This is a genomic window from Bacillus sp. LR_5, from assembly GCF_042709275.1.
On sequence record NZ_JAVAXX010000109.1, the window covers coordinates 1 to 19,103 of the forward strand.

The 19,103-nt window shown below is 43.7% G+C and carries 19 protein-coding genes; 1 reads left to right on the top strand and 18 read right to left on the bottom strand.

Going from position 1 to position 19,103, the window contains the following annotated elements; translation table 11 throughout:
- Nucleotides 1-54 precede the first annotated feature (54 nt).
- On the top strand, nt 55-2,799 hold the full coding sequence (locus RAC86_RS20075) for a transglycosylase domain-containing protein (RefSeq protein ID WP_088467250.1): 2,745 nt from the start codon (nt 55-57) through the stop codon (nt 2,797-2,799).
- 75 nt (nt 2,800-2,874) lie between these two features.
- Here RAC86_RS20075 and RAC86_RS20080 read toward each other — a convergent pair whose 3' ends face one another.
- The 18 genes from RAC86_RS20080 to RAC86_RS20165 form a co-directional block, all read right to left on the bottom strand.
- A complete protein-coding gene (locus RAC86_RS20080; protein ID WP_029726783.1) occupies nt 2,875-3,369 on the bottom strand; it encodes a YpoC family protein in 495 nt (164 codons plus the stop codon).
- Nucleotides 3,366-4,025, bottom strand: a complete 660-nt coding sequence (gene nth / locus RAC86_RS20085; protein WP_009967580.1) for an endonuclease III — start codon at nt 4,023-4,025, stop codon at nt 3,366-3,368. The genes RAC86_RS20080 and nth overlap by 4 nt, the downstream gene beginning before the upstream one ends.
- An 18-nt stretch (nt 4,026-4,043) precedes the next feature.
- Entirely contained in the window at nt 4,044-4,742 is a 699-nt protein-coding gene (dnaD, locus tag RAC86_RS20090; RefSeq protein ID WP_004398499.1) for a DNA replication protein DnaD, read from the bottom strand.
- Between the two features lie 92 nt (nt 4,743-4,834).
- A complete protein-coding gene (gene asnS / locus RAC86_RS20095; protein WP_377885980.1) occupies nt 4,835-6,127 on the bottom strand; it encodes an asparagine--tRNA ligase in 1,293 nt (430 codons plus the stop codon).
- A 143-nt stretch (nt 6,128-6,270) separates the two neighbouring features.
- Entirely contained in the window at nt 6,271-7,452 is a 1,182-nt protein-coding gene (gene aspB, locus RAC86_RS20100; RefSeq protein ID WP_003230667.1) for an aspartate transaminase AspB, read from the bottom strand.
- 22 nt (nt 7,453-7,474) lie between these two features.
- Entirely contained in the window at nt 7,475-7,960 is a 486-nt protein-coding gene (gene tseB, locus RAC86_RS20105; protein WP_014477164.1) for a cell wall elongation/penicillin-binding protein regulator TseB, read from the bottom strand.
- Between the two features lie 8 nt (nt 7,961-7,968).
- A complete protein-coding gene (locus RAC86_RS20110) occupies nt 7,969-8,139 on the bottom strand; it encodes a YpmA family protein (protein ID WP_015251828.1) in 171 nt (56 codons plus the stop codon).
- A 142-nt stretch (nt 8,140-8,281) separates the two neighbouring features.
- Nucleotides 8,282-11,077 carry an ATP-dependent DNA helicase DinG gene (gene dinG, locus RAC86_RS20115; RefSeq protein ID WP_377885981.1) on the bottom strand — a complete coding sequence of 932 codons (2,796 nt, stop codon included), beginning with the start codon at nt 11,075-11,077 and terminating at the stop codon, nt 8,282-8,284.
- 125 nt (nt 11,078-11,202) lie between these two features.
- Nucleotides 11,203-11,586 carry an aspartate 1-decarboxylase gene (gene panD / locus RAC86_RS20120; RefSeq protein WP_003225586.1) on the bottom strand — a complete coding sequence of 128 codons (384 nt, stop codon included), beginning with the start codon at nt 11,584-11,586 and terminating at the stop codon, nt 11,203-11,205.
- 1 nt (nt 11,587) lies between these two features.
- Nucleotides 11,588-12,448 (bottom strand): pantoate--beta-alanine ligase, encoded by an 861-nt coding sequence (gene panC / locus RAC86_RS20125; RefSeq protein ID WP_377885982.1) that lies wholly within the window; start codon nt 12,446-12,448, stop codon nt 11,588-11,590.
- A gap of 1 nt (nt 12,449) precedes the next feature.
- Nucleotides 12,450-13,283 carry a 3-methyl-2-oxobutanoate hydroxymethyltransferase gene (gene panB, locus RAC86_RS20130; protein ID WP_377885983.1) on the bottom strand — a complete coding sequence of 278 codons (834 nt, stop codon included), beginning with the start codon at nt 13,281-13,283 and terminating at the stop codon, nt 12,450-12,452.
- A 245-nt stretch (nt 13,284-13,528) separates the two neighbouring features.
- The gene (locus RAC86_RS20135) at nt 13,529-14,506 is read right to left on the bottom strand and encodes a biotin--[acetyl-CoA-carboxylase] ligase (protein WP_377885984.1); all 978 of its coding nucleotides are present in this window, start codon (nt 14,504-14,506) and stop codon (nt 13,529-13,531) included.
- On the bottom strand, nt 14,491-15,684 hold the full coding sequence (locus tag RAC86_RS20140; protein ID WP_131227536.1) for a CCA tRNA nucleotidyltransferase: 1,194 nt from the start codon (nt 15,682-15,684) through the stop codon (nt 14,491-14,493). Before RAC86_RS20140 ends, RAC86_RS20135 begins: the two co-directional genes overlap by 16 nt.
- Nucleotides 15,685-15,688: 4 nt before the next feature.
- Entirely contained in the window at nt 15,689-16,822 is a 1,134-nt protein-coding gene (bshA, locus tag RAC86_RS20145; RefSeq protein WP_014480111.1) for an N-acetyl-alpha-D-glucosaminyl L-malate synthase BshA, read from the bottom strand.
- Complete coding sequence (gene bshB1, locus RAC86_RS20150; RefSeq protein ID WP_003230642.1) at nt 16,819-17,529, bottom strand: bacillithiol biosynthesis deacetylase BshB1; 711 nt, start codon at nt 17,527-17,529, stop codon at nt 16,819-16,821. The genes bshA and bshB1 overlap by 4 nt, the downstream gene beginning before the upstream one ends.
- Entirely contained in the window at nt 17,522-17,935 is a 414-nt protein-coding gene (gene mgsA / locus RAC86_RS20155) for a methylglyoxal synthase (RefSeq protein WP_003230640.1), read from the bottom strand. The genes bshB1 and mgsA overlap by 8 nt, the downstream gene beginning before the upstream one ends.
- A gap of 15 nt (nt 17,936-17,950) precedes the next feature.
- Nucleotides 17,951-18,754 (bottom strand): 4-hydroxy-tetrahydrodipicolinate reductase, encoded by an 804-nt coding sequence (dapB, locus tag RAC86_RS20160; RefSeq protein ID WP_003230638.1) that lies wholly within the window; start codon nt 18,752-18,754, stop codon nt 17,951-17,953.
- Nucleotides 18,755-18,765: 11 nt separating this feature from the next.
- On the bottom strand, nt 18,766-19,101 hold the full coding sequence (locus tag RAC86_RS20165; RefSeq protein WP_004398044.1) for a nucleotide pyrophosphohydrolase: 336 nt from the start codon (nt 19,099-19,101) through the stop codon (nt 18,766-18,768).
- Nucleotides 19,102-19,103: the final 2 nt, after the last annotated feature.

Genomic DNA, 19,103 nt, shown 5'->3' on the forward strand with positions numbered 1-19,103 from the left:
TATTTTTCGCCATCATCTGGTGCGAAAGGTTGATTAACGAAAGGTTGAGATGTTATGTCAGATCAATTTAACAGCCGTGAAGCTCGACGAAAAGCGAACAGCAAGTCGAGTCCTTCACCGAAAAAAGGCAAGAAACGAAAAAAGGGCGGATTGTTTAAAAAGACCCTTTTCACTTTACTCATTCTGTTTGTTTTAGGCGTAGTCGGCGGTGCTGTTACATTTGCCGTCATGGTTTCTGATGCGCCGTCCCTTGATGAAAGCAAATTGAAGACGCCTTATTCATCAACGATTTATGATAAAAATGGAAAAGAGATCGCCGAAGTCGGCGCCGAAAAACGGACCTACGTCTCGATAGATGAAATTCCCGATGTTGTAAAAGAAGCCTTTATCGCGACAGAAGACGCTCGTTTTTATGAGCACCACGGGATTGACCCTGTCCGTATCGGCGGTGCTTTAGTTGCCAACTTTAAAGACGGCTTCGGGGCTGAAGGCGGAAGTACGATCACCCAGCAGGTCGTCAAAAACTCCCTTCTTTCACATCAGAAAACGTTGAAACGGAAGGTGCAGGAAGTATGGCTTTCGATTCAGCTGGAGCGCAATTACTCTAAAGATGAAATTTTAGAAATGTATTTAAACCGGATTTATTTTTCTCCTAGAGCATACGGAATCGGAAAAGCGGCGGAAGAATTTTTCGGCGTTACAGATTTAAGCAAATTGACTGTCGAACAGGCTGCGACGCTTGCAGGAATGCCGCAGAGCCCAACAGCGTACAACCCGGTCAAAAACCCGGATAAAGCGGAAAAACGACGGAACATCGTACTCAGTCTGATGAAAAAGCAAGGATTTATTTCTGATTCTCAATATAACAAAGCGAAAAAAGTGGCAGTGAAAGACGAAGGCGTCGTGTCACAGAAGGAATATGAAAAAGCAAGTACAAACAAATACAGCGCATTTGTTGAAGAGGTTATGAAGGAAATTGATGAAAAATCTGATGTCGATCCATCTGCTGACGGATTAAAGATCTATACGACATTAGATACAAAAGCACAAGATAAACTAGATGAATTAATGGACGGAGACACCGTCGGATTTACTGAAGGCATGCAGGGCGGTGTGACGCTTCTCGATACCAAAAACGGAGAAGTCCGAGCGATTGGTGCGGGACGCAATCAGCCTGTCGGAGGCTTTAACTATGCTACTCAAACTAAGGCACAGCCTGGTTCGACCATAAAACCGATTTTGGACTACGGACCAGTTATTGAAAATAAGAAATGGTCCACATACGAACAAATTGATGACTCAGCTTATACGTATTCTAACGGAAAACCGATTCGTGATTGGGACCGCAAATATCTAGGGCCTATCTCAATGCGTTACGCTCTGGCCCAATCAAGAAATATACCTGCTTTAAAAGCATTCCAGGCAGTCGGTAAAGATACTGCTGTAGACTTTGCAAATGGACTCGGGCTTGGTTTAACAAAAGATAATGTAACAGAGGCCTATTCTATTGGCGGTTTCGGTGGGAACGATGGTGTTTCTCCTCTGACAATGGCAGGTGCATACAGCGCGTTTGGAAATAACGGAACGTATAATGAACCGCATTTTGTAAAATCTATCGAATTTAACGATGGCACGAAGCTTGACTTAACACCAAAATCAAAATCAGCCATGAGTGATTATACTGCGTTTATGATTACAGATATGCTGAAAACAGCTGTGAAGACAGGTACTGGACAGCTTGCACAAGTACCTGGTGTAGAAGTTGCAGGAAAAACAGGAACGACTAACTTTGATGATAATGAAGTCAAAAGGTACAATATCGCTAGCGGTGGCGCCCGAGATTCTTGGTTCGTTGGCTACACACCGCAATATACAGCTGCCGTCTGGACGGGAATGGGAGAAAACGAGGCTGGAAAGAAATCACTTTCAGCTGAAGAGCAAAAAGTTGCAAAGCGCATCTTCGCCCAGCTCATCGCCGATGTCGATGACGGAAGCGGATCATTTGAGAAACCTGACAGCGTAGTGGAAGCCTCTGTAGAAAAAGGCTCAAACCCTGCAAAACTGGCAGGGCCAAATACGCCAAGCGATAAGAAGCTCACAGAGTACTTTGTTAAAGGCACAGCTCCTTCTACTGTTTCTAAAACATATGAGAAAGAAGAAAAAGAGGAAACAGCTAAACTGTCTGGTTTAAACGTGAAATACGATAAAGACAATCAATCTTTAACGTTAAGCTGGAATTACGACGGAGATGCGACCTTTGCTGTTAAGCAATCTGTTGATGGCGGCAGCTACTCAGAAATTCAAAACAGCTCTGCAAAAGAGGCAGTCATATCGGGTGTGCAGCCAGGATCTGTGTACAAATTCGAAGTAACAGCCGTCAGTGATGATGGCAAAAGTACAGCTTCCACATCCTATGAGGTGCCAAAAGCTGAAGACGATGAAGATAAAAAAGACCAGCAACAAACGGATGATGAAAAACAAGATGATGAGAAGACTCAGGATGATACACAAACTGATGATTCTCAAAAAGATGACGGTCAGACGGATCAAGATCAGACAGATGATTCAACAAACGATCAAGACAAAAAACAAGACAATACGAACACCAATCCGTCCGACAACAATAACCAAGACCAATCAAACGATAACGATAACGACAACAGTAACAACCAGGATACGTCGGATGGTGATTCGAACTCTGGTAAGAATGATTCAACAGGTTCTGACACGAATAAAAATAAAACAGACACATCTAATAAAACACAAACAAACTCATCATCCATTGAAAAAACAAATTAAACAAAAAAGCCGTCACCTTTGGGGTGATGGCTTTTTTGGTACACAATAAAAAACCTCCCGTTTTAACAGGAGGTTTTATCGATTCATCGCATGATATTTGTAAAAATGCTTTTTCATTTCGGTAAACAGCTCATCAAGCTGAATAAAGCAATGGTATTGGGTCGGCTTAAGAAGAATAAATTCCACTCGTTCAGCCCAATTAATCGGCTTTGCGGGATATGATTTCTCCCTCAATTCTTGCCAATCGAGCGATTTCACCGGCTCACCTGCTGTCCAATGTAACGAAGCCAGCAAACACACAATGCCCTTTAACATTTCGTTTTGGTCACATCTCGATTTTCGTGTTTGAAAGACTGGGAGAAGTGATGCTTTGATGTCATCCCACACTTCAAATAAAAGCGGAACGTATTTCCCGCTGTCTTCCCATGGCAAATCGCCTTGTAATTCCGTGCAGAAATCAAAATACACGGGATTGGTCTGCAAGGTTTTCTTCATATCCGAGGAACTCTTCTGGCCAAGACTGCGCAAGTATTGCTCATAAGAAGCCAACACTTCTTTTGCTTGCGTCATCGTTTTACCAGTCCTTTTTTATCCCTCTTCTGCCCTTCTCTGCACAAAGAAAGCAGCGGACACTCCGCACAGCGCGGAGATTGGGCTTTACAGTGATATCTGCCGAAGAAAATAAGCCGGTGATGCGTAACGGACCAGTCTTCTTTGGGAACCTTGCGCATCAGCGTCTTTTCAACTTCCAGAACCGAGTCCTTCCACCGGCAAATGCCCAATCGTTTGCTGACTCTCTCCACATGGGTATCTACGGCTATGGCCGGCACGCCAAACGCAACGGATACCACTACGTTTGCGGTCTTTCTCCCGACCCCTGGCAGTTTGACAAGCTCATCGCGGTCTCTCGGCACTTCTCCGCCGTAATCTTCAATAATCATTTTACTCAGCTTTTGAATATTTTTCGCTTTATTACGATATAAACCGATTGATTTAATATCCTGCTGAAGCTCTTCCAGCGGAACAGCCAAATAGTCTTCCGGCCGTTTATATTTTTGGAATAATGTTTTGGTCACTCTGTTTACAAGTGCATCTGTACATTGCGCAGATAAAGCAACAGCCACCACTAATTCAAAAGGATTGGAATGAACCAGTTCACACTCCGCATGAGGAAACATGTCACCTATCTTGTCTAAACAGAATTCAATTTGTTTTAGATTTAACACGATTGTCACCTTTTCACTTTATTGTTCAAGCCAATTGTAAAAAGGAACCTGCCTTTTATACTCTTTTTGCGGTTCATTCTGCTTTGCTTGTACACGCCTGAATTTTTGGCTGTGTATTTTTGCCTGCTCCACAGTTTTAAGCCCGTTTTTCTTCCATTCAAACAAAATCCGGTCAATGTAGCGGAAACTGAGTTTTCCTGATAGTACAGCCTCTTTTAACGCGTGTTTGATCAGTTGTGCGTCATGCTGATCCTGGTCCTGCCAGATCGCCAGCGTTTCACACTCCAAAGGCGATAACGGCCTTGCGAACTCTTCCTCAAAAATGGTATAAAGGCTTTTTTGTTCCCCTTCTGCTTTTCTTTCCTGTGTTTGATTCTGTGCAAGCTGAATATACTCGTACAGCTTCCCCCATAAAGGCTGAAGAGAATATTTCTCAAATTTGATGCCGTTTTGATCCTCGCATTCTTCAATAAACAGAAAGCCTTTTTGAATAAACATCCGCAATCTGTTTGTACATTCTTCAACAGAAATTGACATACCTTCCTGCAGCTGATTCGGTGTAGGAAAATATGATCCTTTTTCTAAATGCATTTTAATTTTTAACAGCAGAATAAGTTCTGTTTCATTAAGCCCAAGCTGTTTATAATGCGTAAGCAGAAGATTGGGGATGGTTGATGTTCCCTGCTCCTGCATATCAATAAATTGCTGTTTTTTCATCGTCACACCTCTTACTGTAAAGGATTGTGATTGCCCCTTTACTGTAAAAAGTCTCCCTTGCAGGAGACTCTTTTTTGTTTCATTTGAATGTATTACGGATACAGACGGTTTAACAGTCTTGGGAACGGAATCGTTTCACGAACGTGAGGCGCTCCGCTGATCCAAGCTACTGTCCGCTCTAATCCAAGGCCAAAGCCGGAATGAGGAACTGATCCATATTTTCTAAGTTCAGCATACCATTTATATGCGTCAGAATCCAGTCCATGTTCTTTAAGACGCGATTCCAAAAGTTCCATATCGTGAATCCGTTCAGACCCGCCGATGATTTCTCCATAGCCTTCCGGCGCAATCAAGTCAGCGCAAAGCACAACGTCCTCACGGTCAGAAGCCGGCTGCATATAGAACGGTTTTAAGGACGTCGGATAGCGAGTGATGAATACCGGTTTGTCATAGTGTTCAGCAATCGCTGTTTCATGAGGCGCTCCGAAATCATCTCCCCACTCGATATCGTCAAAGCCTTTTTCTTTCAGGAATTCAATCGCTTCATCATACGTAATTCTTGGGAACGGGGCTTTGATTTGCTCAAGTTTTGACGTGTCTCTTCCCAATGTGTTTAATTCAATTTTACAATTCTTAAGAACTGATTGCACGATGAAAGAAACGTAATTTTCCTGTACTTGAAGGTTTTCTTCAAATTCTACAAACGCCATTTCCGGTTCGATCATCCAGAATTCGATTAAGTGACGCTTTGTTTTAGACTTTTCCGCTCTGAATGTCGGTCCGAAAGAGAATACTTTTCCTAAAGCCATTGCCGCAGCTTCCATGTAGAGCTGGCCGCTTTGAGACAGATATGCATCTTCATCAAAGTACTTTGTCGCAAAGAGTTCTGTTGTTCCTTCAGGTGCGCTTCCAGTCAAAATCGGCGGATCCACTTTTACGAAGCCTTCGTTATTAAAGAATTCGTAAGTCGCGCGAATGATTTCATTACGGATTTTCATGATCGCATGCTGGCGCTTTGAACGCAGCCATAAATGTCTGTGATCCATCAAAAATTCCGTTCCGTGTTCTTTTGGTGTAATTGGATAATCGGTCGCTTCGTGAATGACTTCAATATCTGTCACAGCAAGTTCATATCCAAGCGGAGAACGCTCGTCCTCTTTGACAATCCCTTTTATATAGAGCGACGTTTCCTGCGTCACTGATTTAGCTGTTTGGAAAATGCTTTCTTCCACTTCCGCTTTTACTACGACACCCTGAATAAAACCGGTACCGTCCCGAAGCTGTAAAAACGCAATTTTCCCGCTTGAACGCTTATTAGCGACCCAAGCTCCGATCATTACTTCCTCACCTACGTGCTTGTACACTTGGTTGATTGTTGTTTTCAACATATTTCCCTCCAAAACAAGAAAGACATTCGGAAGCTCATTGCCCCGCGAACTCTTTTATCATCACTTTATTATACCCGCTCTTAACTAACCGGGTCAATGCAGATAAAAAGCGGCTTTTCTGTCAGCCGCTTTTTGATCTGTTAGCTATGTTTTTCTACAAAACGCTTGATTCTTTCAATGGCTTTTTCAAGAAGATCTAACGATGTTGCATAAGAAAGACGGACATTCTCAGGAGAGCCAAATCCGGATCCTGGAACAATCGCAACTTTTTCCTCCTCGAGAAGCGCTTTAACAAATTCATCTACATCTTTGAAACCGCAAGATTGAGCTGCCTCTTTTGCATTTGGGAACAAGTAAAAAGCACCTTCCGGCTTCACACAGCTGAACCCTGGAATTTCTATGAGCTTTGCATAGATCGTATTTAATCTATGTTCAAATGCTTCTCTCATTTCTTCCAATGGCTCAGAAGGCCCGTTATAAGCAGCAATCGCTCCGTATTGTGCGATTGATGTCGGGTTTGACGTGCTGTGGCTTGCAAGGTTCGTCATCGCTTTAATAATGTCTTCAGAGCCTGCCGCATAACCGATTCTCCAGCCTGTCATGCTGTGGGACTTTGATACGCCGTTTATAATGACCGTTTGCTCTTTCAGTCTGTCTGACAGCTGTGCAATGGAAACATGTTTCTTTCCGCCGTATGTAAGTTTTTCATAAATTTCATCTGACACAATCAAGATATCATGTTCAAGGCACACTTCACCGAGTGCAGATAGTTCTTCTTCCGTATACATGACACCAGTCGGGTTGCTTGGAGAGTTAATAACGATTGCTTTTGTTTTTTCCGTAATTGCATTTTTCAGCTGCTCAGGCGAAATTTTGAAGTGATTTTCCTCAAGCCCTTCTACATAAACAGGCTTTCCGCCAGCGAGTTTCACCTGCTCCGGATAGCTTACCCAGTAAGGCGTTGGAATAATAACTTCATCTTCTTCATCCAAAATCACTTGGAAAAGGGTATACAGAGCATGTTTGGCACCAGTGCAGACAATAATTTGAGACGGTTTGTATTCAATATTCTGGTCGCGTTTAAATTTCTCTGCAATGCTGTTTTTCAGTTCAGCCAAACCACCGGAAGGCGTGTATTTCGTATGGCCCTCGTTCATCGAACGCACAGCGGCATCAATAATATGCTGCGGTGTATTGAAGTCAGGTTCGCCTGCTCCTAAGCCGATGACATCATGGCCTGCGGCTTTCAGTTCTTTCGCTTTCGCTGTGATTGCCAGTGTGGTTGATGGTGTTAATGCGGATACTCTTTTTGCCAGTTTCAACTTGAACTCCCCCTAATTCGTCTTAAGGCGTGATATTTTTGAGAATCTTTCCAGTTGTAAAGTCCACATAACTTAAACTGTATTGCCCTTCTTTGTCTAAGTACGTCACTTCCCAAAGCAGGACGTTTCCTTCTCTTGCCAGATGAACCTCTTTTTGCTTTGAAACCAGCCCTTCATCCTTTATGATTTTCGCCGCTTTGTCTTCAGAGATTCCCTCTTTCGCTTCTTTTGAGAGAATTTTTGCTTTTTTATCAGCAGGAACCCAGACATATAATGCAGTGCCTTTTTTATCCGTTCCCTTTACAACATAATATTTTTCTTTTCCGACAAATGTTTCGACTTGATCAACATTGGCGAGATCGGTTTCTTTTTTAGCTTCAGCAGCTGCTGCTTCGTGCCCCTCTTCCTTTTGTGCCATGGCTGATTTATAAATGCTTGCCGAGACAAGAAGTACTGCTAAAAAAATAATACCAAAAATGACGGTAAATATTAATGCTTTTTTTCTCATCTTCTCACCTACGTACGATAAATGGTAAAAACGGCTTGGTTTTTGTTTTCTTCATCCAGTGCAAGGCCGAACATCAGATTTTCTCTTTTCAGTGTACGATTCAATGTGTCCACAATTTTATACAGATCATCAGAATGCTCTACATTAATTGTTGAAAGAATTTCGATTTTACTTTCCATTTTTTCATCCTCCAGTTTGAACAAATATTGTAAGTCATACTCCATTTCAGGACACGCCATACTAGTATCACAGAGCGGGAAATCCGCTTTTAAATAAAACACCATCCTACTCCCACACCGCAAAAGCCGCTTTATGCGGCTTTTATTCTTTTTCCCCTGCAACATAAGCTTCAAGCTCGCTGTCAGTCATTTCGGATACTGAGGTTGTCGGCAAGGCATCAAGAAACAGCCGGCCGTAACCAGCGGTTTTAATCCGTCTGTCCAATATCATAATCGTTCCCTTGTCTCCCGCAGAACGCAGCAAGCGTCCGATTCCTTGCCTGAAGGTCAGCACAGCTTCCGGTAATGACACTGTTTGAAACGGATTCTTTCCTTTTTTGCGGGCAAGCTCACATTTTGCAGCATGAAGCGGGTGATCAGGGGACCGGAATGGGAGCCTCACGATCATTACTGTCGTCAGCTCATCACCAGGGAAATCAACGCCTTCCCAAAAATGATTTGTTCCGAGCAGGATCGCCTGATTGGATGTTTTAAAAGTCTTCATCAGCTTGCCGGGACTTCCGCCTGTAATCCCTTGTGCCAAGAGCTGAATGCCGGAAGCACTCATGTTATGCTTAAGCTCCTGGTGAACCTTTTTCAGCATATCATGGGATGTAAACAGCACAAGAATTTTAGGCTGTTTTTCCTTTGCCATCAGTTCGATATAACGGGCTGTATCCTGTATAAATTCAGGTTGCCCTGTATCCTGAATTGATTTCATTTCCTTTGGAATCATCACCTGCATACGCTCATCGTAAGAAAAGGGTGACTCAATTCTCATTGTCCGCGGGAAAAAGTCACTCAGTCCCAGTCGTTCAATCATAAATTGAAAAGAATCTTCGACTGTAAGGGTTGCAGATGTCAGCACCACACTATTTTTGCGCGCGAAAAACTGATCAGCCAGAAGTTCACCAGGTTCAAGAGGCTGTGCGTAAATGGCCACTGCATTTTTCGCACCCTTTGCATCTATTTCAATCCAAACCGCTTCATCGTCATCAGACCCAAAGAAGAGCTTCTGCAACGTCTGACAGTAATGCTGCAAGCCTTTCATGCTTCTTTGGTATTCATCGGCTAAAAAGACGGTTTTGCTCTTCATACCCTTCAAATGTTTTTCCATCAGGGATGACTGTGCCTCAAAAAGCTGCTGCAAATGTGTCAGCATGGAACAAAGCCTCTCCGCACCATCCGTTAAGATCGACCAGCTTTTATCCTGGCTTTCTTTGTTCACCTTAAACACTAGACGGTTTAAGTCTTCTTTAGGTTTTCTTCGTTTGACAAAAGAATGTACAGAGCTGAAGAAAGCATCACTTTCTGCTTGAACGTGCTGAAGCCACTCTTCCAATTCGAAAAATGAATCAACCGGCAGGCTGTTTCGCTGGAATAGCTGTCTCATCTTTTTTAGAAGTCCCTGCTCCTTCAGAGTGCCGATTCTGCTCAATTTCATATGCAATTCTATGTACGTGGCTCTTTTCCCTAAATGTTCGCTTGCCGCACGTTCAAAATGGTGTGCTTCATCAATAATAAATGTGCCGCTTTCGGGAAGCCTTTTTTTCTGGCTGCCTTCATCGGTCAGCAAAAGGGAATGATTGGTGATCACCAAATCGGAGCGCATAGCAATCTGTTTGGCCCGCTCGTAAAAACCGATCACATGCTCACTGCGACTTCTTTTATAGGAGTCATCGTCATAAGCCAATCTGTCCCACAGCAATTTTCCGCCTGAAGGCAAATTCAGTTCCGCTACATCTCCTGTATTTGTCTCTGTCAGCCAAACGAGAAGCTGTGCCTTTGTCAGTACGGCATCATAATTATCATCTTCTTCATGAAGCACCTGCTCAAATTTATACAGGCATAAATAATGCGATTGCCCTTTTAAAATCGCCGCTGTTACCGGAAATGGAAACAGATCTTGGACAATCGGCAAATCCTTTGTGAGAATCTGCTGCTGTAAAAGCGTCGAATACGTGCTGATTATGACCGGCTTTTTTGATTTCTTGGCAAAAAGCGCAGCCGGAATCAGATAGCCAATCGTTTTTCCGATGCCTGGAGGAGCTTCAATCAGCGCATGCTCACGATTGGCAAACGCATCAGCCACCTCTCTCATCATCATCATTTGGCCGTCTCTTTTTTCATACCCAGGCATTAACTCTGACAGCGCTTTTTCATTTCCCGCTTCCCAGCTTTCGATCTCAAATGAGAAGTTCTCGTCCTCATTTATACGAACATCGATAGCTTCAGGTTCTCTGACAGAAAACGAAGAAAAGCGCGTATAGCCCGGTATCTCGGTATGTCTGTTTTCATTAATGAACATATCCAACAAATGCGTCAGATCACTGATGAAATGCTGCGAAAGCCTTCTTAACTGCTTTAAAGTCGGATAAGGAAGCTGCCGCAGCTTTTCAAGGATTTCCAAAAAAATAAGCCCTGTCACTTCAGCATCGCTGTCAGCCCGGTGCGGCTGATCATGCCGCAGCTGAAGCTCCTCGCTTAATTCCGTCAGCTTATACCCTTCAAATCCCGGAAAAACAATGCGTGAGAGCTCGACAGTATCAAGCACTTCACAATCTGGGAGCTGAAAGCCCGCCTTATGCAGCTCATACTTGACAAATCCAAGGTCAAAATGGATATTGTGGGCGACAAAATAAGCACCGTCAAGCAATTGGAATACTTCTTCAGCAACTGCTTCAAATGGCTGTTCATTTTCTACCATTTGATTAGAGATTCCAGTAAGCTGCTCAATAAAAGCAGGGATTGATTTATTTGGATTAATGTATTTTGAAAACCGCTCAGTAATTTGTCCATTTTCGATTACAACCGCTGCGATTTGTATGATTTTATCGCCTTTCTTCGGCGAATTCCCTGTTGTCTCTACATCTATAACAACGAACCGTTGCTTATTCATTAAAATGGACACCTCAATTCTTGCATACGACAAAAGTGTAACACGTTTTGTACGGAAATGGAGCGGCAAAACCGTTTTACTCTCAAAATCTTAAAAGAAAACCCCCGATAAAGGGGGCTTTTCTTCTACAAAATTGTACGGGCTGGTTCGTTTCCCAGCATTTGTTCAATTTTGTTTTGATCATTCAGAACAGCCACTTTCGGCTCGTGGCTTGCCGCTTCTTGATCAGACATCATTTTGTAGGAAATAATAATGACCTTATCTCCTTCCTGCACAAGGCGTGCGGCTGCACCGTTTAAGCATATGACGCCGCTTCCCCGTTTACCAGGAATAATATACGTTTCAAGACGTGCTCCATTATTATTATTCACAATTTGTACTTTTTCATTAGGAAGCATTCCCACAGCATCAATGAGATCTTCATCAATTGTAATGCTTCCCACATAGTTCAGGTTTGCTTCCGTAACAGTTGCCCTGTGAAGCTTGCCGCTCATCATTGTTCGATACATATTATATTCTCTCCATTTCTCGAATATCAATAATGATATTATCTATTAAACGCGCTTTTGAAAAAGCAACTGCAACAGCGAGAATCATCTTTCCAGCAATTTCATTCACAGGCTCGAGTTCCGGATAGGAATAAAGCTCCACATAGTCTATGGTTCCGCTAGTCGTTTCAATGATTTCTTTTGCAGCTTTTATCACCGCTTCAGGATCTCTTTCACCGGCTTGGATCAGCTCCGCACTTGTTTGAAGGGCCCGATACAGCTTAGGCGCTTCTCTTCTTTCCTCAGCTGTTAAGTATACATTGCGAGAGCTTTTGGCTAAGCCGTCTTCCTCTCTGACCGTATCGACAGGAACCAATTCAATATCCATGAAGAAGTCACTGATTAACCCATCAACAACAGCTACCTGCTGCGCATCCTTTAAACCGAAATAGGCACGAGTCGGCTTGACTAGGTTGAAAAGCTTCGTCAGTACGATCGCGACCCCGTCAAAATGTCCTTCTCTTGAGCGCCCGCATAACACGTCTGTGCGTCTTTCTACATGAATCGTGACATTCTTTTCACCGGGATACATATCATGAGCATCTGGCGTAAATAAAATATCGACTCCGGCGTTCTCTGCAAGAGCTGCATCCCGCTCAATATCGCGCGGATATGCTTCAAAATCTTCATTAGGACCGAATTGTGCAGGATTCACAAAAATACTCATAATAACGGCGTCGTTTTCTTGTCTTGCTTTGTCTGCTAAGGTTAGATGGCCCTCATGCAGAAACCCCATCGTCGGGACAAATCCGATTGACTTGCCCTCTGAATGATATTGTTTTATGGCTTCTTTCAACTGTGAAATATCAGTAATCTGTCTCATCTTATTTTCCCCCGTACAAGCCGTCCAGCACTGTCTGGTTCATTTGAAAGGAATGCTTTTGTTCAGGGAAAGTACGATGTCTTACATCCTGAACATATCCGCTGATTGCTGTTTCGATGGTTTCATCAATGCGCGTATATTGCTTTACAAATTTAGGTGTTCTCTCAACACCGTGGCCAATAATATCATGATAAACGAGAACTTGTCCGTCCGCTTTCACACCAGCACCGATTCCAATGACCGGTATGCTTAGCGTCTCGGCAATTTTGGCTGTGAGTTCTGCCGGCACACATTCCAGCACAAGCATCATAGCTCCTGCTTCTTCGCATTTTATACTGTCTTCTATTAATTTTTTGGCGCTTTGTTCGTCTTTGCCCTGTACTTTATAGCCGCCCAGTACGCCGACTGACTGCGGTGTCAAACCTAAGTGACTGACTACTGGAATGCCTCCAAGCGTCAATGCGCGAATGGATTCAAACACGCCTTCTCCGCCCTCAAGCTTCAGTGCGTCAGCTCCGCTTTCCTGAACGATAGCCGCTGCATTTTTCAGCGTATCTTCCTTGGACAGGTGATAAGACATAAACGGCATATCTGTCACAATAAAGGTATTCGGCGCACCCCTTTTAACGGCTTTTGTATGATGGATCATGTCCGCAACTGTCACACCGACAGTTGAATCAAGGCCGAGGACGACCATTCCAAGTGAATCACCGACTAAAATCATATCAACTCCCGCTTGTTCAGCAAGTTTAGCTGCCGGATAATCATAAGCGGTCAGCATGACAATCGGTTCTTCAGACTCCTTCATTTTTAGAAAATCCAGTTTTGTTTTCATGTTTTCTCCTCCTCATGTTTAGAGGAGATGATCTGCCGTTTTCTTCTGCAAGCCAAAAAACCTTCCGTTACAACGAGAAGGATTCTTCACTTTCTAAAGTTCGGCGAGTTTCATCCCTCTGTCCCAGTCCTTTTTTGGATCAAGGCAGACTGCTGCAATGTCTATCTATTTTAATAATAGGTGCAGTTCGCAGGCGATACTGCCCAATGGAAGTATACCAAAATCAACGGGCTTGTACCAACACATTAGCCCAATTCGATATCGGCAGAATAGATTTTTTTAATGCCTTCGTTCGTTTCTAAAAGCAGAACGCCTTCATCATCTATACCTAACGCCTTACCGTAAAAGGTTCCGTTTAACGTTCTGGCTCTCATATTAGTGCCAATACCGAGCGCATAGCTTTCCCATAAAAGCTTAATCGGCGTAAATCCGTGCGTCATATAATCCCGGTACCGTTTCTCAAAGCATAGTAAAATATGCTGGATGACGCCGGCCCGATCAATTTTTTCCCCAGCAGCTTGGCTGAGGCTTGTCGCGATGTCCTTCAATTCATCTGGAAAATCATTAGGCTGCTGGTTAACGTTAATGCCGATCCCAATGATCACTGAACGTACGCGGTCTTCTTCAGCCTGCATTTCCGTTAGGATACCGACTGTTTTTTTTCCGTTAATCAAAATATCATTTGGCCATTTAATATCCGTTTGGATGCCTGCTGCCTCTTCTATTCCCTGCACAACAGCTACTGCAGCAAGCAGAGTCAGCTGCGGTGTTTTTTGGAGCGGAATGTCAGGCCGCAAAATCAGGCTCATCCAAACACCGTTCCCTTCTTGAGAATGCCATACCCTAGACATTCGGCCCCTTCCGGCTGTTTGTTTGTCAGCCACCACGAGGGTGCCTTCCGGTGCGTTATTATTCGCGAGCTCATGAGCCGTTTTTTGCGTGCTTGAAAGAACGTCATGGTAAATAAGATGCTGGCCCATCACTTCCGTTTTTAATCCAAAACGAATTTCGCTTTCACTGAGTTTTCCGGGTTTTTTGATGAGCCGATATCCTTTTCTTCTAACGGCTTCTACTACATAACCCTCTTTCCGAAGCTCTTCAATATGCTTCCACACAGCAGTTCTTGAACAGCCGAGAGCATCACTGATTTTTTGGCCGGAAATAAATTCATTGCCGGCCTGAGAAAATAATTCAATAAGGTCTTTTCTTAATGTTGACCGCATGTCTTCAGCCACTCCTCTATGTGTTTCTTTTGATTGGAGAGCTTCCCTGTCACAACAGCCTGCTCGATCCGCTGTAATTCTTCCGACACCCATTTTCCAGCCGGCCGGTTTCGAAGCGCAAGCAAGTCCTTACCCGTGATATCAAGATCCTTAAGGCTTTTGATCGGCAGGTTTTGATAAGCGTACTGAATGTCCTTCAGTTTCTTTTCATCCAGTTTTTCGTTTTGCCGAAGCTGCGATATTTTGGCCGCAGAGAGCAGTGCTTTTTCCCCAGCTCTGTACATTGTCATTACGTCAAGGCTCTGGCCAAACGTATCGGCAATGTGAATGGCTTCCTTGATCACTTTTCCCGGGAGCTTCCAGGCTTTCAGGAAAAGGGGCGCGTCTTTCAAGACTATGCCAAGGTTAATTAAAAGAGCAGCCCAAAGTTCCTCACGGGATGTTAAAGAGAAGAATGGAAACTCACTCGTTGAAATCAGGTTTTCTCGTTTATGATAAAAACCAGGAAGCTCTTCATACAATCTCGTTTGAATGAGTGTTTGAAGCGCCTGGCGAGAAGCTCTTCCCTGCAGCAATTTCTCGAACTCTATAGTTTTTCGTTCGACTGAAACATGGGAGAGGAGTGATTTTTCTTTCGCAATGGCTTCTTCTGTTTCCGGTGAAAGCGTAAAGCCAAGCTGGCTCATAAAGCGTACGGCTCTCAGCATACGAAGCGCATCCTCTTGAAATCTATCCTCAGGCTTTCCAACGGTTCGAATCACTTTCTGATCAATATCTTTCTTGCCGCCAAAATAATCAAGCACCTTCCCGTCCGCTGTCATGGCCATCGCATTGATCGTTAAATCTCTGCGTTTTAGATCCTCTTCTAATGATGAGATAAATTGCACTTCTGACGGTCTTCTGAAATCAACATAATCAGATTCAGTCCGGAATGTCGTGACTTCATAGGTTTCATCCTCCCAGAGCACAATAATGGTCCCGTGCTCTTTGCCTACATCAACAGTCCGCTGAAACAGCCGTTCTACTTGATCAGGTGCCGCATCTGTCGCGATATCGACATCTCCGATCGTTCGTTTCATATAGCTGTCACGAACTGCGCCTCCGACAAAATAAGCCTGATGGCCTGCTTCGATTAAGATGCGGAGCACGGGAAGTGCTTTGATAAAAACTTTTTCCATGTGATCACTCCGGTTCTGCTAAATCGGCATAAATCTGTTCATACTGGCTGACAATTTTTTTAGAAGAAAATTCATTTTCAAGCATCTCTATTGCCGCCTTTGTAAAACGATTGCTTAGCTGTTCATCTTCTAAAATGCTCATCGCGCGGGCTGTTGCGGCCGTAACATCACCGACATCCACCAAAAATCCGCTCACATTGTTTTTTATAACCTCAGGGATACCGCCAATGTTTGTTCCAATACAAGGCACTCCGCAAGCCATCGCTTCAAGCAGGACAAGGCCAAAGCTTTCTTTTTCAGATAGCAGCAGCTTCAAATCGCTAATAGAATAAAGCTCTTCAACACGGTCTTGATTTCCAAGCATTAAGACTTGGTCTTCCAAGCCATATTTTCTGATAAGCTCGCAGGCTGTCGATTTCTCCGGACCGTCTCCGACTAAAAGCAGCTTCGCTTTCGTTTTGCCAGCGATATTGCGGAACACACGGATGACATCCTGCACCCGTTTAACCTTTCTAAAGTTGGACACATGGATGACGACTTTTTCATCTGGTAAAATTCCATGTTTCTCTTTAATCACCGCTGTGTTTTTCTTCAGATACACGCGCTCGTCTATAAAGTTATAAATCGTTTCAATTTTTTTCTCCGGTTTAATTAAATCGTACGTTTCAGCCGCAAGCGCTGAGGAGACGGCAGTCACCCTGTCTGATGACTCAATAGCAAAACGGATCAGATCTTTTAGAGACGGATCATAACCTAACACCGTGATATCCGTGCCATGCAAAGTTGTAACAATGCCGATATTGCGTTTCAGCATTTGTTTTGCAAGATAGGCGCAAACGGCATGCGGGAGAGCATAGTGAGCATGGATAATGTCTAAATTCTCCCGTTCCGCCACCTCAGCGATTTTGCTTGCCAATGTCAAATCATACGGAGGATACTTAAAAACAGCATATTGATTAACCTCAACTTCATGAAAATGAATATTGGGATGATATGTATTCAGTCTAAACGGAATGCTTGATGTGATGAAATGGATTTCATGTCCCTTTTCAGCAAGCTGCTTCCCCAGTTCTGTCGCAATGATACCTGAGCCTCCAACGCTCGGATAGCATGTGATTCCTATTTTTAGTTTTCTCATTGTTCGCCCCCAAGCACATCATGATCAAGCATCAGCATCCGTTTGGAAAAGAAACCTTCGGCATACTCCACGCCCGCTTCTTTACCGTAAAGCTTTTCTCTCGCTTCAACGATTTCAATATACCCATTCGTCAGAGGAGTAGAAACGGAATCCTTTGACGGGATAAACTGGCTTTTGTAGGCGTTGAGGCTTTGTTTCTTTGCCTCTATTGTATCCGAGATATCAATAACAAAATCCGGCTGATGAAAACCATTTATCATATAATAGTAAACCTTGCTGACTTTATGCGCCGGAAGGCTTTTTTCGTCTTTATATTTATGGATTCCGGCGGAAAATATCGCTTCTTCCACCAGTGCAGCCGCATTGCCGTGATCCGGATGGCGATCCTTTTTATACGGCATAAAAACCGCTTTTGGCCGACAGATTCTGATGACAGTGACAATTGACCGAATTGCCTGATCACTCATTATTAGGCCGCGGTCTGGAAGCGTTAGCTGAATTCTTTTATCTGCGCCTAATATGCGGGCTGCTTCAGCTGCTTCTTCTTTACGCAAACTGACCGTACCGTTAGAAGAGAGTTCCGCTTCTGTCAAATCGCATATCATTACTTTTTTTTCCTGTTTGACAAACTTCGCTATTGTGCCGCCCATTCCGATCTCGACATCATCACTGTGGGCGCCAAAAGCAAGAACGTCAGCATTATACATTCGGCTCTTCTCCCCGAAGAAGGTCACGGAATTCGAAAACACCTTCATCAAGTGTGCGCACAAGAATTTCCGCAGTACCCATATTTGTGGCGAGCGGAATGGAATACACATCACATAAACGGATTAATGCCGAGACATCCGGTTCATGCGGCTGCGCGGTCAGCGGGTCGCGCAAAAAAATGACAAGATCGAGTGCATTGGCAGCGATCAGTGCACCGATTTGCTGGTCTCCCCCTAAAGGGCCGGATTGAAAACGTTCAATTTGAAGACCTGTCGCCTCATGAATTTTCAACCCTGTGGTTCCGGTTGCGTATAGATCATGATTCTTTAAAATATCCCGATAGGCAGTCGTAAATTGAACCATATCCTGTTTTTTCTTGTCATGCGCGATCAAAGCAATTTTCATTGTTTATCCCCCCGTCTAATCAATGATATTTTCTAAACCATACACAAGCTGATCAATCTTCATGACTTGTTCGACTGACAGTTTAACGCCTGACATGAAAGAAGCACGGTTATAAGAATCATGGCGTATCTGAAGCGTTTGGCCATCCATGCCGAACATGACCTCCTGATGCGCGATCAGTCCCGGAAGACGGACGCTGTGCAAGCGAATACCGTTTTGCTCCGCTCCTCTTGCTCCTGGGAGAATTTCTTTTTCATCCGGATGTCCTTGCTGCTTTTCTTTACGGACTTCTGAAATCATTTCCGCTGTTTTAAGCGCAGTTCCGCTTGGTGCGTCAAGCTTCTGGTCATGATGAAGCTCAATAATCTCAACATCCTCAAAATAGTTGGCAGCCATTTTTGAAAATTTCATCATCAGTATCGCACCGAGCGCAAAATTTGGCGCGATGATGGCTCCAATCCCTTTTTCTTCTGTTAAAGATGTGAGCTCTTTTAAATCAGCTTCTGAGAAACCGGTTGTTCCGACAACTGGACGGACTCCGTGCTCTAATGCAATTTTTGTATGTACTTTTCCGATTTCGGGCGTTGTTAAATCAATCAAGACATCCGGTTGTGTTTCTGTAAAACAGGCATGGATATCTGTATAAATGAAAGCATCTGACTCAACAGGCATCACATCAGATAATTTTTGCTGATCGTATGTATGGTCTATGGCCCCGACAAGGTCAAAATGAGGTGTTCGTTCTGCCAATTTAACAGCTTCCTGCCCCATTCTTCCACGCGGTCCCGCAATGACTACTTTAATTGTTTCGTTTGACATCTCGATCTCCTCTACTTTCCTTCTTCTTTTCTGGTCCAGCGATCTTTATCTCTTGTATTAAATTTATGCATGACTCGGTCGTGGGCTTCCTCTAAAGAGATATCAAGGGAGTTGGCTAAACAAACCAATACAAATAGCACATCGCCCATTTCCTCTTCCATGCTTTTATCATCTTCAGTCGCTTTTTTTGGTTTTTCTCCATAACGGTGATTCACTTCTCTGGCAAGCTCGCCCAGTTCTTCAGTCAGCCTCGCCATCATGGCCAGCGGGCTGAAATATCCTTCTTTAAATTGGCCGATGTAACGGTCTACTTCAGCCTGTATGTCTTTCATTGTTTTATCACTCACTG